General features: G+C 74.2%; 12 protein-coding genes. 7 read left to right on the top strand and 5 right to left on the bottom strand.

The genetic code is table 11. The annotated features are described in order from the left end of the window. Positions 1–93: 93 nt before the first annotated feature. Positions 94–2,007, bottom strand: coding sequence for an alpha-amylase family protein (locus JQN72_RS10645; RefSeq protein ID WP_307812607.1), 1,914 nt, complete (start codon positions 2,005–2,007; stop codon positions 94–96). 140 nt (positions 2,008–2,147) lie between these two features. Between JQN72_RS10645 and JQN72_RS10640 the strand changes: the two genes are divergently transcribed. From JQN72_RS10640 to JQN72_RS10630, 3 genes are read left to right on the top strand one after another with little or no spacing between them, the layout of a single operon-like run. Beyond that, positions 2,148–3,575, top strand: a complete 1,428-nt coding sequence (locus JQN72_RS10640; RefSeq protein ID WP_204135164.1) for a ferredoxin reductase family protein — start codon at positions 2,148–2,150, stop codon at positions 3,573–3,575. Positions 3,576–3,603: 28 nt separating this feature from the next. Further along, positions 3,604–4,092 (top strand): FMN-binding protein, encoded by a 489-nt coding sequence (locus JQN72_RS10635; protein WP_204135163.1) that lies wholly within the window; start codon positions 3,604–3,606, stop codon positions 4,090–4,092. Continuing rightward, on the top strand, positions 4,089–4,871 hold the full coding sequence (locus JQN72_RS10630) for an FAD:protein FMN transferase (protein ID WP_204135162.1): 783 nt from the start codon (positions 4,089–4,091) through the stop codon (positions 4,869–4,871). Before JQN72_RS10635 ends, JQN72_RS10630 begins: the two co-directional genes overlap by 4 nt. A 598-nt stretch (positions 4,872–5,469) precedes the next feature. On the opposite strand, the gene JQN72_RS10625 is transcribed toward JQN72_RS10630, so the two are convergent. From JQN72_RS10625 to JQN72_RS10610, 4 genes are all read right to left on the bottom strand, one after another. Beyond that, positions 5,470–7,452 (bottom strand): thioredoxin domain-containing protein, encoded by a 1,983-nt coding sequence (locus JQN72_RS10625; RefSeq protein WP_204135161.1) that lies wholly within the window; start codon positions 7,450–7,452, stop codon positions 5,470–5,472. 49 nt (positions 7,453–7,501) lie between these two features. Beyond that, positions 7,502–8,959 (bottom strand): benzaldehyde dehydrogenase, encoded by a 1,458-nt coding sequence (locus JQN72_RS10620; protein WP_204135160.1) that lies wholly within the window; start codon positions 8,957–8,959, stop codon positions 7,502–7,504. Positions 8,960–9,089: 130 nt separating this feature from the next. Continuing rightward, positions 9,090–9,986, bottom strand: coding sequence for an aminoglycoside phosphotransferase family protein (locus JQN72_RS10615; RefSeq protein WP_204135159.1), 897 nt, complete (start codon positions 9,984–9,986; stop codon positions 9,090–9,092). After that, on the bottom strand, positions 9,983–10,939 hold the full coding sequence (locus JQN72_RS10610; protein WP_204135158.1) for a hypothetical protein: 957 nt from the start codon (positions 10,937–10,939) through the stop codon (positions 9,983–9,985). Before JQN72_RS10610 ends, JQN72_RS10615 begins: the two co-directional genes overlap by 4 nt. A gap of 96 nt (positions 10,940–11,035) precedes the next feature. Between JQN72_RS10610 and rimP the strand changes: the two genes are divergently transcribed. The 4 genes from rimP (at position 11,036) to infB (ending at position 15,828) form a co-directional block, all read left to right on the top strand. Beyond that, positions 11,036–11,554 (top strand): ribosome maturation factor RimP, encoded by a 519-nt coding sequence (gene rimP, locus JQN72_RS10605; RefSeq protein ID WP_204135157.1) that lies wholly within the window; start codon positions 11,036–11,038, stop codon positions 11,552–11,554. 5 nt (positions 11,555–11,559) lie between these two features. Continuing rightward, entirely contained in the window at positions 11,560–12,612 is a 1,053-nt protein-coding gene (gene nusA, locus JQN72_RS10600) for a transcription termination factor NusA (RefSeq protein ID WP_204135156.1), read from the top strand. Positions 12,613–12,623: 11 nt separating this feature from the next. Beyond that, positions 12,624–12,959, top strand: coding sequence for a YlxR family protein (locus JQN72_RS10595; protein ID WP_204135155.1), 336 nt, complete (start codon positions 12,624–12,626; stop codon positions 12,957–12,959). Between the two features lie 94 nt (positions 12,960–13,053). Further along, on the top strand, positions 13,054–15,828 hold the full coding sequence (gene infB, locus JQN72_RS10590; RefSeq protein ID WP_204135154.1) for a translation initiation factor IF-2: 2,775 nt from the start codon (positions 13,054–13,056) through the stop codon (positions 15,826–15,828). Positions 15,829–15,905: the final 77 nt, after the last annotated feature.

The following is a 15,905-nucleotide window of genomic DNA, read 5'->3' as shown; positions in this document are numbered from 1 at the left end:
CCCCCCCCCCCCCCCCCGCGCGCCCACCCCGCCCCGCCCCGGGGGCCTCCCCCCCCCCCGTTCGCGAGAAGGGGCGGGGGGAGGGTGGTGGCGTCAGGGGATGGTGAGCCAGAGGACGGCGTAGGGCGGGAGGTGGACGTCGCCGTCGTCGTCGTACGTCACGGAGTCGCCGCTCAGCGCGTCCACCGCGTCGGCGAGCCCGAGCTCGTGGACGCGCCACCCAGGCAGCCGCCGCGCCTCGGGGGTCACGTTGTACACGCCGGCGAACCGGCCGAGCGGGTGGTCGCGCAGCGTGACGAGCACTCCCGGGTCGTCCACCGGACCCAGCGTCGTCTCGACCGACGCGTGCAGGTGCGGCAGACCCGCCCGCGCCCGCACGAGCGACACGAGGTCGGAGAACGCTCGCCCCGGGACGGATGTCCGGTCGAGCCGGGCCTGCGTCATCCCGGTGTCGAGCCGCGGCCGGTGCGCCCATCGGTTGTCGCCCTCGTGCCCGGGCTCGTCGGCCCAGTCGGGGTCGTTCGGCAGGCCGAGCTCGTCGCCGCTCCACAGCACCGGGACGCCGCCCCAGCCCAGGACCACGGCGTGCGCGAGCCGCAGCGCCGCGAGCGCCAACCGGGTCTCCGCGGGTGACTCGGCGCTCTGCAGCCCGACGAGCGAGGCTGCCGTGCCGGACGTGCGTCGGTCGCCGGTCTCGGGGTTGAACTGGAAGACGAGCCCCCGGGCCGGGGACCCCCAGAAGTCGCCGGAGTACCAGTCGGCGAGGAACTGGCGGTGCCCCGGCCCGGTGAGCCCCACGGCCTCGGCGTCCTCGTCCATGACGGCCCATCCGATGTCGTCGTGGCAGCGCAGGTAGGTGACCCAGGTCGCCGACACCGGCTTCGGCGGCAGCGACCCGAGCGCCTGCACCGCGAGCCGGACGTCGCGCGTCGCGAGCATCGACCACACCTGCACCATGAGGCCGTTGTGGTACGCGAGGTCGCTGACCTTGCCGGTGAACGGCCCCTCCCCGAGGTAGGCCAGGAGCTTGCTGGGCGCGACGATCGCCTCGGCCTTGAACGCCACGGCCGGACACGTGACCCGGGTGACGGCCCGCAGGACCTGGGTGATGGCGTGCACCTCCGGCTGGCCCTGGCAGTCGGTGCCGAGCCGCTTCCACATGAACGCGATGGCGTCGAGGCGGAGCACGTCCACGCCCTTGTTGGCCAGGGCGAGGACGACGTCGGCGTACTCGACGAGGACGTCCGGGTTGCCCCAGTTGACGTCCCACTGCCAGGAGTTGAAGGTCGTCCACACCCACCCACGGAGGTCGTCGTCCCAGGTGAAGCTGCCCGGTGCGAAGTCGGGGAACACCTCGGGCAGGGTGCGCTCGTAGGCGTCGGGCAGACGCCGGTCGGCGAACACGTGGAAGTAGGAGCGGTACCGGTGGTGACCACCGCGTGCCCTGGCCGCCCACTCGTGCTCGCGCGCGACGTGGTTGAGGACGAGGTCGAGGACGAGGCTGATCCCGGCGTCGTGCAGCTCCTCGGCGAGGGTCTCGAGGTCGTCCATGGAGCCGAGGTCGGGCCGGACCTGCCGGTAGTCGGCGACCGCGTACCCGCCGTCGTTGTCGCCGTCGCGGGGCCGCAGCAGCGGCATGAGGTGCAGGTAGCGGACCCCGAGCTCCTCGAGGTAGGGGATGCGCTCCGCGACGCCGCGCAGGTCCCCCGCGAATCGCTCCGTGTAGGCCGCGTAGCCGACCGTCGCGGGGTCCTGGAGCCAGTCCGGGCGGAGCATCCGGTCGAGGTCCCGGCGGTGCAGCCGCTCGGAACGGCGGGCGAAGGAGCGCGCCGCGAGCCTGACGAGCTCGAGTCCGACGACGCCGGCGCGCTCGGTGCCGTAGAGGACGGCGAGACCGTCGTGGAGGTCGGGCCACCACCGCTCGAGGCGGGCCCGGAACATCTCCGCGCGGTCGGTGGAGACCCCAGGTGGACGCACGTCGACGGGCGGGGGCGGCGTCGCACTCACCCGGACATCCTCCCGTACCCGGTGCCGGCGGACCGGCGCATCCGGGTCGGCGCGCCGCGGAAGAGTGCCGTTGGACGCTCATGGGGGCCTCCGACGAACGCCACAGCCACCGCACAGGAACCGTCGGCACCGTCACGTGTATGACGACGAGCACCGTGACCGCCGACGGCGCCCCCGCCCGGGGTCGGCACGCCGGTCCAGCACCGCGCCCGAACGGTCCGGTGCCGCGCTGGTGGCGCGACGCGACGGGCACCCTCGGCTGGGCCGTGGTGCTCGGGGTCGGTGCGCTCTGGGTCGCCGGGGGAGGGGTGCAGGACCTCGGCTCGCTCGCCGGCGCGCTGACCTCGACGGGCCGCCTCACCGGGCTCGTCGCCTCGGCGCTGCTCCTGCTCCAGGTGATCCTCATGGCCCGGGTGCCGTGGGTCGAGCAGGCCTGGGGCCAGGACGAGCTCGCCCGGGTGCACCGGCTCGTCGGGTTCACGTCCTTCTCGCTGCTGCTCGGCCACATCGTCCTCATCACCCTCGGTTACGCCGCCTCGGGGCCGCTCGGCCTCTGGGGCACGACCTGGGACTTCGTCGTCGGCTACCCCGGGATGCTCCTCGCGTGGGCCGGGACCACGGCCCTGGTCATGGTCGTCGTCACCTCGGTCAGGCGCGCCCGGCGCCGGCTGCGCTACGAGTCGTGGCATCTCATCCACCTCTACGGCTACGTGGGTGCCGGGCTCGTCCTGCCCCACCAGCTGTGGACCGGCGCCGACTTCCTCGACTCGACCCCCGCCACCGTCTTCTGGTGGGGTCTGTGGGGCGTCACCGCGGCGGCCGTGCTCGCCTTCCGGGTGGGGGTGCCGCTGTGGCGGTCTTTGCGCTCGCCGATCCGCGTGCTCGACGTCCGGCCCGAAGGCCCCGGGGCCACGACCGTGACCGTCGGTGGCGACGGCGTGCGCCACCTGCGGGTCCGGGCGGGGCAGTTCCTCCAGTGGCGCTTCCTCGACGGTCCGGGCTGGTCCCGGGCCCATCCCTACTCGGTCTCCGCCGCCCCGGACGGGCGGACCCTGCGGATCACCGCGGCCCACGTGGGCGACGGATCCGCCCGCCTCGCCACCCTGCGGCCCGGCACCCGGGTGCTCGTCGAGGGACCGTACGGGCGGCTCCACGGCGGGGTGCGGACCCGGCGCAAGGTGCTGCTCATGGGGTCGGGTATCGGCGTCACGCCGCTGCGCGCCCTGCTCGAGGAGCTTCCGCAGCAGCCGGGGGACGTGACCGTCGTGCACCGGGTGCGCACCCGGGAGGCGGCCGTGCTGGCCGACGAGATCCGCGCGCTGGCCGCCGCCCGTGGCGCCCGGTACGTGCAGGTGGAAGGACCGCGCGTCCCCGGGCGGGCCAGCTGGCTCCCGCGCCAGGCCGCGCACCTCTCGGATGCCGAGGCGCTGCGCGAGGTGGTCCCCGACATCGCCGAGCACGACGTCTACCTCTGCGGCGGCGACGGCTGGCTGACCGCCGCGCACGCCGCCGTGCGGGAGGCCGGAGCCCCGGCCGACGCCGTCCACCTCGAGCGCTTCGCCTCCTGAGAACCCCTGCAACCGAGAAGGACCCACGATGCGACGGATCACCACCTGGATGCTCAGCACGGTCTCGGCGCTCGTGCTGCTCTTCAGCTACCACACGTCGACGGGATCGGGGGTCGGGTCGAGCGCGGTCGCCGTGGCCGACCCCACCGTCAACGGCTCGACCGAGGACGGCCCGGGATCGAGCACCGGCTCCGCCACACCGACCCCCGAGCCGACGACCCCGGACCCCACGAGCGGCGCGGAGGGCACCTACACCGGTGACGCCGTGCAGACCCGGTACGGGCCGGTGCAGGTCGAGATCACCGTGTCCGGCGGGAAGATCACCGAGTCGGTCGTCACCCAGGTGCCGTGGAACGACCACCACGACCAGCAGATCAACTCCTACGCCGTGCCGATCCTCAACGAGGAGGCGGTCCGGACGCAGAGCGCGGACATCGACATGGTCTCCGGTGCGACGTTCACCTCCGACGGGTACGTCCGGTCCCTCCAGTCCGCGATCGACCAGGCGAACCTGTGAGCACCCTCGAGATCCCCGTGCGGCGCCGCCCGGAGCCCGAGCCGCCGGCCCTCGCCCGGCGGGCCTGGGTCGAGCACCTCATGGGCACCGCGGTGAGCGTCCACGTCAGGACGCCCGACCCGGACCGGCCCGACATCGGTGCGGCCGTGGCGCGCGTGTTCGCCCACCTGCGCCGTGCGGACGCCGTGTTCTCGACGTGGCGGGCGGACAGCGACCTCCTGCGTCTGCAGCACGGCGAGACCGACGAGGTCCACGCGTGGCTCGGCGATGTCACGCTGCTGTGCCTCGAGGCGGAGGAGCGCACCGACGGGCTGTTCAGCGCCTGGCGGTCCCGTCGGCACGGACGCGCGGTCTTCGACCCGACAGGGCTCGTCAAGGGATGGGCCCTGGCCGGGGCGGCGGCGCACCTCGACGTCCTCCCGGACATCGCCTACGCCCTCGGCGCCGGCGGCGACGTCGTCGTCGGCGCGGGTTCGGGGCTCACCGGCGACGAGCCGACCTGGCGCATCGGCGTCGAGGACCCGGCGCGGGCGGGGCACGTCGTCGATGTCGTCCCGGTCCGCCGCGGGGCCGTCGCGACGTCGGGTTCGTCGGCGCGCGGCGGGCACGTCGTCGACCCGCGAACGCGCTGCGCCGTCGTCCGCCCGGGGTCGGCGACCGTCATCGGACCCGACCTCACCTGGGCGGACGTGTGGGCAACCGCGGCATGGGTGGACCCCGGCCGCGCCGCACGGCTGCTCGCCGAGCGTGACCCGGGGTACCGGCTGCTCGGGCACTGACGACGCCCGGGCGACGGTCACGTCCGCCTCCGGAGGGATCTCCTGACAGAACCCTGGTCCGGGCCTGTCGTCGGAGCCGAAGCGCTGCTACTGTCGTCCCCGTTCAGCCGGTCGTTCAGCAGGGGACCTCCGGCGCGACATCATTGGCAGAGTCATGTCTCGACCTCGGGAGGTCGGAGGGGCCTGGGGCCAGGTTCCTCCGTCGTCGCCCTCGCTCACGCGACGCGAAGGGTGTGCACACGCTCATGTGCCCACCTCGCCCGAGCATGACGACCCCTGGACCATGAACCGGTCCGCCCCATCCGCTCACTGCCCGCGCTCGGTCCACGGCGCCGGCCCCGACACTCGTCACCACCACCCTGCGCGCCGTTCCGGTCGCATGCCGGGACGGTTGTCGCTCACCTGACCCGACGGGCCGGTGCCTCCACGCATCGGTCCGTCCGACTCTGGCACGGCGTCCTTCGGGAGACGTGCCGGGGTTGGCGGACACCAGGAAGGCGGCGGCCGGGTGCACCCCCGGACTGCCTTCCCTCTGTGCCTCCCGGTGTTCGTGGGCCGCCCCCGGCGCCGGCCGCACCCCCGCGCCGGGGGCGGGCCCCTACCTGCCGAGGGCCTCGCGGAGTCCGGCGGGGTCGGTCGCCGGCCGGTCGCACACGAACCCACGGCACACGTACGCCGAGGCCCGGCCGTCGACGACCGGTCGGTCCGCCAGCAGTGGTACCCCCGGGGCGTCCGGCTCCCCGACCACGTGCACGAGCCCGGGTGAGGTGCTCGTGTGGACGACCTCGAGCAGCGGCTCCGGGTCCGGGCCGACGACCGCCACCTGCAGGGGACCGGCAGCCATCGCCTCGGCCACGGCGAGGGTCCACCCGGCGAACCTGGGCTCGGCCTCCGCCACGGAGCCACACGCGGCGAGTACCGACTCCGCCGCCGTCCGGTGGTGGGTGCTGCCCGTCAGGGCGGCCGCGGTCAGCAGGGCACCCGCGAGGGCCGAGGCGCCGCATGGCTCGGCGTTGTCGCTGCGGTTCGCGGGCCGGGCGAAGAGCGGGGGAGCATCCGCCGCCGTGTCGTGCACGGAACCGTCGGCGTCGACGAACCGCTCCATCGCGTCGTCGAGGAGGTCGGTCGCCTCGGCGAGCCACCGCGCAGCGCCGGTGGCCTGGTGCAGCGCCAGCAGCCCCTCGCCGAGGTCACCCACGTCCTCGAGCACCGCCGGTGCCCCGGACACGACCCCGCCCCGGGAGGTGCGGAGCAGCCGCCCGTCGACGACGTGGGTCGCCAGCACGTGCTCGGCCGCGGTGGACGCCGCGTCGACGAGGTCCGGGCGGCCGAGGACCGTCCCCGCGTCCGCGAGCGCCGCGACGGCCAGGCCGTTCCAGGCCGTGACGACCTTGTCGTCCCGGGCGGGTTGCGGCCTGCTCCGACGCGCGTCGAGCAGCCGGTCACGGACGCCGGCCCACCACGCGGGGTCCTCGGGGTCGTGCCGCAGCTGCAGCGTGGAGGCGCCGTGCTCGAACGTCCCGGCCGCCGTGACCGACAGCAGGTCGGCGGCACGGGACCCGTCGTCGGGACCGAGCACCTCGACGAGCTGGGTCGGGGTCCACGCGTAGGTGAGTCCCTCGTGGGAGTGCCCGTCGACGACCGTGTCGGCGTCGAGGGCCGAGGCGAAGGCACCGCCCTCGGTGCGCAGGTCGCGCAGGAGGAACGTCGCCGTCTCCTCCGCGACGCGGCGGGCGTGGGGCTCTCCCGTGGCCCGCCAGAGATGGGCGTGGACGCGCAGGAGGAGCGCGTTGTCGTAGAGCATCTTCTCGAAGTGCGGCACGACCCAGTCCGCGTCCACCGAGTAGCGCGCGAACCCGCCGGCGAGCTGGTCGTACATCCCGCCCCGCGCCATCGCCTCGGCGGTCCGGCGGACCATCGCGAGCGAGTCCTCGGCGCCGGTCCTCGCGTGGTGCCGCAGGAGGAACTCGAGCACCATCGACGGCGGGAACTTCGGCGCGCCCCCGAACCCGCCGCGGGCGTCGTCGAACGTGCTCCGCAGACGGGTCGCGGCCCGGTCGAGGACGTCCGTGCCGACGGGTGACGCCGCCGGCGGGCCGGTGACCTCGCGCAGCCGGGCCGCCACGTGGGCACCGGACGCGAGCACCTGCTCGCGCTGGTCCGTCCACGCCCGTGAGGCGTTGTCGAGGAGCCCGAGCAGGTGCTGGCGAGGCAGGTACGTCCCGGCGAAGAACGGGTCCCCGTCCGGCGTGAGCAGGCAGGTCATCGGCCAGCCGCCCTGGCCGGTCAGGGCTGTCGTCGCGGCCATGTACACGGCGTCGACGTCCGGCCGCTCCTCGCGGTCGACCTTGACGGCGACGTACCTCTCGGCGAGCACCCGCGCGACCTCGTCGTCCTCGAAGCTCTCGTGCGCCATGACATGGCACCAGTGACACGCCGCGTAGCCGACCGACAGGAACACCGGGACGTCGCGGCGTCGCGCCTCGGCGAACGCGTCGTCACCCCACTCCCACCAGCCGACGGGGTTGTCGGCGTGCTGGAGCAGGTAGGGGGAGAGGGACTCGGCCAGCCGGTTCGCCATCACCCCACCGTAGGCGCAGCCTCGGTGGTGGCCGCTGCCACCCGGATGCTCAGAAGGGGTACGGGGCGATGGTCGGACGCATCGTGAGCCACTGCGTCTCGGTGAAGGACTCGATGTTGGCCTGCGCCCCGCCGATCCGTGAGCCGTTCCCGGAGTCCTTGACCCCGCCGAACGGCGCGTTGGCCTCGTCCATGACCGTCTGCTCGTTGATGTGGACCTTGCCGGAGTGCAGCCGGTCGGCGACGCCCATCGCCTCACCCACCGGTCCGAGCACGCCCACGGACAGCCCGTACTGGCAGTCGTTCGCCAGCGCGACGGCCTCGTCGACGGTCGAGAACCGCAGGACCGGCGCGACCGGGCCGAAGATCTCGTCGGTCCAGGCCGGCTGCTCCGGGGTGACGTCGGTGAGGACCGTGGGGGAGTAGAACGGGCCGTCGGTGGTGCCGCCGGCCGCGACCGTGGCGCCCGCCTCCACCGACGCCGCGACGATCTTCTCGATGCGGGCCAGCTGGGTCGCGTCGATGATCGGGCCGAGCGCGACCTGCTCGGTGGCGGGGTCGCCGACCGGGAGGTTGCGGGCCTTGCCGCTCAGAGCCTCGACGTAGGCGTCGTACAGCGACTCGTGGACGATGTGCCGCCCGGCGGTCATGCAGATCTGGCCCTGGTGCAGGAAGCTGCCGAACGCGCCGGCCGACGCGGCCAGGTCGAGGTCGGCGCCCTCGAGGACGATGAGCGCGTTGTTGCCGCCGAGCTCGAGGTGGGCCCGCTTGAGGTGGCGCGCACAGGCTTCACCGACGGCACGTCCTGCCGCGGTCGAGCCGGTGAAGGCGATGACCTGCACCTCCGGAGCCTCGACGAGAGCGGACCCGACGGCGGCGTCACCGGGCAGGACCGCGAGCAGCCCCTCGGGTAGTCCGGCCTCCTCGAACACCCGGGCCAGCGCGATGCCGCCGGAGACCGCGGTGCGCGGGTCCGGCTTGAGCAGGACCGCGTTCCCGAGCGCGAGGGCGGGCGCGACGGCCCGGATCGAGAGGATGAGCGGGAAGTTGAACGGGGCGATGACCCCGACCACCCCGACCGGCCGACGGCGGGCGAACGACCAGCGGTCGTCGTTCGTCGCGAGCACGTCGCCGGCGGGGTACGACGGTAGGGCAGCGGCCTCGTGGCACTCCTCGGCCGCGATGTGCGTCTCGAGTGCGGCCTTGGGCGGGATGGCCCCGGTCTCCTTGACGATCCAGCCCTCGACCTCGGCGGCGTGCTCCTCCCACAGCCGGGCGGCCGTGCGGAGCACCGCGGCGCGCTCCTCGGGGCGGCGGGCGGCCCACTCGACCTGCGCTGCGGCGGCGTCGCGAGCGGCTTCGGCGACGTCGTCCGGGGAGGCGACGCCGTAGCTGCCGAGCACCTCGCCGGTGGCGGGTGCCACGGCGTCGGCCGTGCCGCCGGCGCTCTCGCGCCAGCCGGAGCGGAGGATCTTGCCGTGCCAGGTGTGGGTGTCGAGAAGGCTCATGTCGCGGTCTTCCTGGGCTCGGGGGAGTGGGACACCGCCGTCGCCTCAGGTGGCGCACCTTCCGTCGACGGCGACGGTCCCGGACGAACGCCACTGTACGGGTGCGGCCGGTCCGGCGGCGGGAGCCGGGTCAGTCGTCGATGGCCTTGTGCAGGGCCACGCACGTCGTCACGGAGTCGCCGGCCTCGAGCGTGCTCGCCCGGCTGACCTCGAGGCCGGCGCGCAGCAGGGTCCACGCCCGCGCCTCGTCGGGGTCGATGCCCGCGGCCTCGGAGACGACGGCGAGGCGGTGGCGCACCGACCAGCGCAGCGACGCGCCGATGCCCATCTCCCCGACCCGGTTGCGCAGCACAGGCCACACCTCGAAGCCGGGATGCCCGGCCAGCGGCTCGGGGCCGACCGCCGTCCAGCCGGAGTCGGGGGAGTGCAGCACGTTCTCGTAGTGGAGGTCGGTGTGCAGCAACGTCTCCGGTGCCTCGGGAAGCAGGTCGCGGGCGAGGCCGCGGGTCCGGTCGGCGATGCGCCGCGGGACCGCCGGGCGTTCGGCCATCCGCGCCAGGTGGGGAGCCAGCTGGTCGGCCAGGCGGGGCACCTGCGGCGGGGCGTGGACGTGCAGCCGGGCGAGCAGGCCGCCCACCACCTCGCAGGCCTCGGCGTCCCACACACCGGTGAGATCGAGGTTCGCGTCGAGCCGTTCCAGGAGCAGCAGACCGTCGGACGGTAGGGCGGCGACGAGGCGCACGGCGCCGTCACCGCCCCAGATCCGCAGTGCGAGCGCCTCGTGCGCGCCCTCGGCGTGCGGCCACACGACCTTGAGCGCCAGCTGCTCCGCACCGCGCCGGACGGGGATGACGACGGCCGTCCGTCCGGTGTGTGGCGGGCCGTCGACGACGAGGTCCCACCGCTCGAGGCCCGCGGCGACCAGCCCGGGGAGGCCGGCGACCCAGTCCGCCCCGCTGGGACCGCCGTCCGCCGGGTGGCCGGCGATGCTCTCGACCCACGCCGGGGGGAGCGGGACGATGCTCACGTCAGGCCGGGGAACGGTGCGAGCGGCAGCCCCCAGCGGTGTGTCTCGACCTCGGTCGCGCCGAGCCATCGGACGGAGGCCGCGGCCCCCGCGGCGTCGTGTGCCTCGACGAGCGCGCCGACGGACGCGGCCAGGGTGGCGCGCAGGTCTCCGAGGGCGGTGCGGGCGAGGCGGTCGACCGCTGCCCCGCCCTCCACCGCGAACGGCAGCGGATGACCGAGCGCCGGGGACGGGTCGACGCCCCCGGCGGCGACCTCGACGCGTAGGGCACCGAGCGACCCGAGCGTGGCGTCCGCGCGCTTCCGGCGCGCACCGTCCGACCGGGCCGCGGCCACCTGGAGGAAGTAGACGACGGCGTCGACGGCGTCGACGAGGTCGGCCACGACGTCCCCGTCGACGGCGACTGCGGGGGGCTGGGCCGACGGCACACCGAGCAGGGACGCGGCGGCGAACCGCTGCGCGTGGACGGCCACGGCCGGGCCGAGGAGGTCGTCGACGACGCCCGCGGCCTCCCCTGCGCGCACGAGGCCGGCCGCCTCCGCCGCGCCGAGCGTCGCGACGGCTCGCGCGGTCGGGACCGGGGCTGTGGGCGAGGGTGCCGTGGGCGAGGGCGTGATCCCCGGCGAGGGAGGCACGTCCATCGCGTCTGCCGGGACGCGGCGCCGCAGGAGCGTGGTGCGCAGCACGGTGACCTGCCGCTGGTGCACGGCGACCAGACCGGCTGCGACCTCGCCGGGTGCGGTGCCGGCCGCGTGGGCCAGCGCCGCGCTCTCGCGCGTCATCTCGGTGAGATGGTCCTCCCCGGCGACCGGGCTGCGGGCCGGGACCAGGGGGACCTGAGGGGCGTCGTCCTCGAGGCGGATGCCGCATCCGCCGAGCAGCCCGACCCCGAGAGCCGTGGCGCCGCTGAGGAGGGTCCGGCGGCCGGGACGCGAAGGGTCGACCGGCGGCATGAGCGGCATCCTCCCACGCAGCGCCGCCCGGCCCCCGTGGCCTATGGTGGGGAGCCCCGGACGATCGCCGGGCAGAACTTCACAGGGAGGACCGTCATGGCCAGCGCGGACCGCGTCCGACCCGTCGTCGAGACGGCGCTCGGCGGTAGCGGGTTCGTCGTCGAGGACGTGGCCGTGACCCCCGCGGGCAAGCGGCGTGTCGTCCGGGTCCTCCTCGACCGCGACCTCGGGCACGACGACGTCGTCTCCGAGCCGGTCCCCCCGATGTCCCTCGACGAGGTCGCCGACGCCACCCGCCTCGTCGGGGACGCCCTCGACGCCTCCGACGCCCTCGGCGCGCAGGCGTACACCCTCGAGGTCTCCTCGCCCGGCGTCGGGCGTCCGCTCACCGAGCCGCGGCACTTCCGCCGCAACGTCGGTCGGCTCGTCGCCGTGACCACCGACGACGGCGAGGTCACCGGCCGCCTGACCAGCGCGGACCGGACGGCCGCGACCCTTGAGGTCCCGGCGACGAAGAAGACGCCCGGTCGGACGCAGACCGTCGCCTACACGGACGTCCACTCGGCCGTCGTCCAGGTCGAGTTCGCCCGTCCCGACGAGACCGAGGAGAGCTGACCGCCGTGGACATCGACCTCGCCGCCCTGCGTGCCCTCGAGCGCGAGCGCGGCATCACGCTCGACGTCATCGTGCCTGCGATCGAGCAGGCCCTGCTCCTGGCGTACCAGCGCACGGACGGGCACTACCGCAACGCCCGCGCCGAGCTCGACCGCAGCTCGGGCCACGTCGTCATCTGGGCGCGCGAGGAGGTCGAGGTGCCTCCCGTGGAGGGCGAGGTCGACGAGGACGGCGAGCCCGCCCGTCCGCGGCGCGAGCTCGGCCCCGAGTTCGACGACACCCCGACCGGCTTCGGCCGGGTCGCCGCGGCCACCGCGCGCCAGGTCATCGTCCAGCGGATGCGGGACATCGAGGACGACGCGATCCTCGGCGACTTCAAGGGCCGCGAGGGCGACATCGTCGCCGGGGTCGTGCAGCAGAGCCCGGACCCGCGGCACGTCACGGTCGACTTCGGCGCGGTCGAGGGGATCCTTCCGGCCGCCGAGCAGGTGCCGGGGGAGAGCTACCCGCACGGCCAGCGGCTGCGCACCTTCGTCGTGTCCGTCAAGCGTGGTCCGCGCGGCCCGCAGATCGGGCTGTCCCGCACTCACCCCAACCTCGTCCGCAAGCTCTTCGCCCTCGAGGTGCCGGAGATCGCCGACGGCAGCGTCAAGATCTCCGCGCTGGCCCGCGAGGCCGGGCACCGGACGAAGATCGCCGTGCACTCGACCGTTCCGGGGCTCAACGCCAAGGGCGCGTGCATCGGGCCGATGGGCCAGCGCGTGCGGGCCGTCATGGCCGAGCTCCAGGGGGAGAAGATCGACATCGTCGACTTCTCCGAGGACCCCGGTGAGTTCATCGCCGCCGCCCTGTCGCCGGCGCGGGTCTCCTCGGTGGAGGTCGTCGACCCGTCGCTGCGGGCCGCCCGGGTCATCGTCCCGGACTACCAGCTCTCGCTCGCGATCGGCCGCGAGGGGCAGAACGCCCGTCTCGCCGCCAAGCTCACGGGCTGGCGCATCGACATCCGGCCGGACACCGAGGCCCCTGCCGCGCCCGCCGACACGCCCGAGCACGGCTAGACGCTAGACTGGTGTCGACCGACCGGACTGGACCCCGCCCTCCTGGCCCGCTGCGCACCTGTATCGGGTGTCGGAGGACGGATAGCCGGTCGGCACTCCTGCGAGTGGTTCTCGGGCAGGGGGAGACCGGCCCCACGGCCGTCCCCGACCCCGGGCGCCGTCGCCCGGGACGCGGCGCGTGGCTGCACCCGGACGTCACGTGTCTCGACCTCGCCGTCCGCCGCAAGGCGTTCGGGCGTGCGCTGCGGAGCAGCGTCGGCCCGGACACCGCGGAGGTGGCCGGATGGGTCGCGGGCCACGCGTCGGAGGCACTGTCAGAGAAGCACGAAGACCGGAAGCGGGTTTGAACGCGATGAGCACCCGATGAGTACTCAGCGATGAGTTCCCCCCAGCAGTAACGACGGTCCGCGCCACCCCGGCACGGACCTGGACAGGAGAGATGTGTCTAAAGTCCGTGTGAGCGCACTCGCGAAGGAGCGCGGGGAGACCAGCAAGGTCGTCCTCCAGCGCCTCAACGAGATGGGTGAGTACGTCAAGAGCGCCAGCTCGACGATCGAGGCGCCGGTGGTCCGGCGCTACAACGAGAAGTACCCGGCCCAGAAGGCCGAGGCCTCGGCGAAGAGGGCTCCCGCCAAGAAGGCGCCGGCCAAGAGCGCCGCCCCGGTGGCCCCCCTGACCCCCGCGGAGCCGGCACCCGCCGCTCCGGCCCCGACGCCTGCCCCGGCTCCCGCCCCGCAGGCCCCGGCGGCCGACGCCCCGGCCACGCCGAAGGCGCCCGAGCCGAGGTCACCGGAGCCGCCGGCTGCCGAGGCCCCGGCTGCCCAGGCCCCGGCACCCGCTCCGGCCCCGCAGGCCCCCGAGCAGCCCGCCGCGCGCGAGGGTGGTGCGCCGACCCCGTCGGCCCCGCGCCCCGCACCGCGTCCGTCGGGTCCCCGTCCGGGGAACAACCCGTACGCCTCCAGCCAGGGGATGGGGCGCTCCCGCGAGGGCTCGCCGCGCCCCGGCAACAACCCGTTCGCGTCGAGCCAGGGCATGCCCCGTCCGCAGAGCCGGTCCGGTGGCCCCCGTCCCGGTGGCCCCGCCGGCTCCGGCGGTCCCCGCCCCGGCGGCCCGCGTCCCAGCCCCGGGATGATGCCCGACCGCAGCGCTGTCGCGCGCCCCGGTGAGCGGCCGGCGCGAGGCGGCGGCCGTGGCCCCGGTGGCGGCGGTGGCCGTGGTCCGGGTGGCGGCGGCTTCGCCGGTCGTCCGGGCGGTCCCGGCGGTCGTGGCGGCCGCGGCAGCACCCAGGGTGCGTTCGGCCGCGGTGGTGGCCCGAAGCACCGCGGGCGCAAGTCCAAGCGCGCCAAGCGCCAGGAGTTCGAGGAGATGCAGGCGCCGAGCATCGGCGGCGTCTCGGTCCCCCGTGGTGACGGCTCCACCGTCGTCCGGGTCCGTCAGGGCGCGACCCTGAGCGACTTCGCGGACAAGATCAACGCCAACCCGGCGTCGCTCGTCACCGTCCTGTTCCACCTCGGTGAGATGGCGACGGCCACGCAGAGCCTCGACGAGGACACCTTCCAGGTCCTCGGCTCGGAGCTCGGCTACGACATCCGGCTCGTGTCGCCGGAGGAGGAGGAGCGCGAGCTCTACGACTCCTTCGACATCGACCTCGAGTTCGGTGTCGACTCCGAGGAGGACGACGACCTCGAGGCCCGCCCGCCGGTCGTCACCGTCGTCGGCCACGTCGACCACGGAAAGACCCGCCTCCTCGACGCCATCCGCAACGAGGACGTCGCGGGCGGCGAGACCGGTGGCATCACCCAGCACATCGGTGCCTACCAGGTGCACCGTCAGCACGACGGCACCGAGCGTGCGATCACCTTCATCGACACCCCGGGTCACGAGGCGTTCACCGCCATGCGTGCCCGTGGTGCGAAGGTCACCGACATCGCGATCCTCGTCGTCGCCGCCGACGACGGCGTGATGCCGCAGACCATCGAGGCGCTCAACCACATGCAGGCGGCGGACGTGCCGATCGTCGTGGCGGTCAACAAGATCGATGTCGACGGTGCGAACCCGCAGAAGATCCGCCAGCAGCTGACGGAGTACAACCTCGTCGCCGAGGAGTACGGCGGCGAGACGATGTTCGTCGACGTCTCCGCGAAGCAGGGGCAGAACATCGACTCCCTGCTCGACGCCGTGCTGCTCACCGCGGACGCGGCGCTCGACCTGCGGGCCAACCCGGACCGCGACGCCCGTGGTGTCGCGATCGAGGCGAACCTCGACAAGGGCCGCGGCGCCACGGCGACCGTGCTCATCCAGTCGGGCACGCTGCGGGTCGGCGACGCGATCGTCACCGGCTCGGCCTACGGCCGCGTCCGGGCCATGCTCGACGAGCACGGGCAGAACGTCGAGGAGGCGGAGCCGTCGCGTCCGGTCCAGGTCCTCGGGCTCTCGTCCGTGCCGCGAGCCGGCGACACGTTCGTCGTCGCCCCGGACGACCGCACCGCGCGCCAGATCGCCGAGAAGCGCGAGGCGGCCGACCGTCAGGCGTCGCTCGCGAAGGCGCGCAAGCGCATCTCGCTCGAGGACCTCAACGAGGCCCTCGCGCAGGGCAAGGTCGACACCCTCAACCTCATCCTCAAGGGTGACGTGTCGGGTTCGGTCGAGGCCCTCGAGGACGCGCTGCTGCAGATCGACGTCGGCGACGAGGTCGACCTGCGGATCATCGACCGCGGCGTCGGCGCGATCACGCTGAACAACATCAACCTCGCGATGGCGTCCGACGCGATCATCCTCGGCTTCAACGTGCGGGCCGAGGGCCAGAACGCGGAGGTCGCCGAGCGCGAGGGCGTCGAGATCCGGTACTACTCGGTCATCTACCAGGCGATCGAGGAGATCGAGCAGGCGCTCAAGGGCATGCTCAAGCCTGAGTTCGAGGAGGCCGAGCTCGGCTCCGCGGAGATCCGCGAGATCTTCCGCTCCTCGAAGTTCGGGAACATCGCCGGGTCGATCGTCCGCAGCGGCGAGATCAAGCGTGGCTCCAAGGCGCGGATCACCCGCGACGGTGTCGTCATCACCGAGAACATCGAGGTGGCCGGTCTGCGCCGGTTCAAGGACGACGTCACCGAGGTCCGCGAGGGCTACGAGTGCGGTATCAACCTCGGCAGTCACAACGACCTGCAGCTCGGTGACCTCATCACCACCTACGAGATGCGGGAGAAGCCGCGCGCCTGAGCGCAGCGAGGGCGCGGCGGTTTCGAGCGCAGCTCGTCTCCCGAGATGCGGCGGGTCCTACGCTCTGCGTGGGCGAA

This window comes from Phycicoccus sp. CSK15P-2 (assembly GCF_016888005.1).
Classification (GTDB): Bacteria; Actinomycetota; Actinomycetes; order Actinomycetales; family Dermatophilaceae; genus Phycicoccus.
This window is presented reverse-complemented; position numbering and strand designations above follow the sequence as displayed.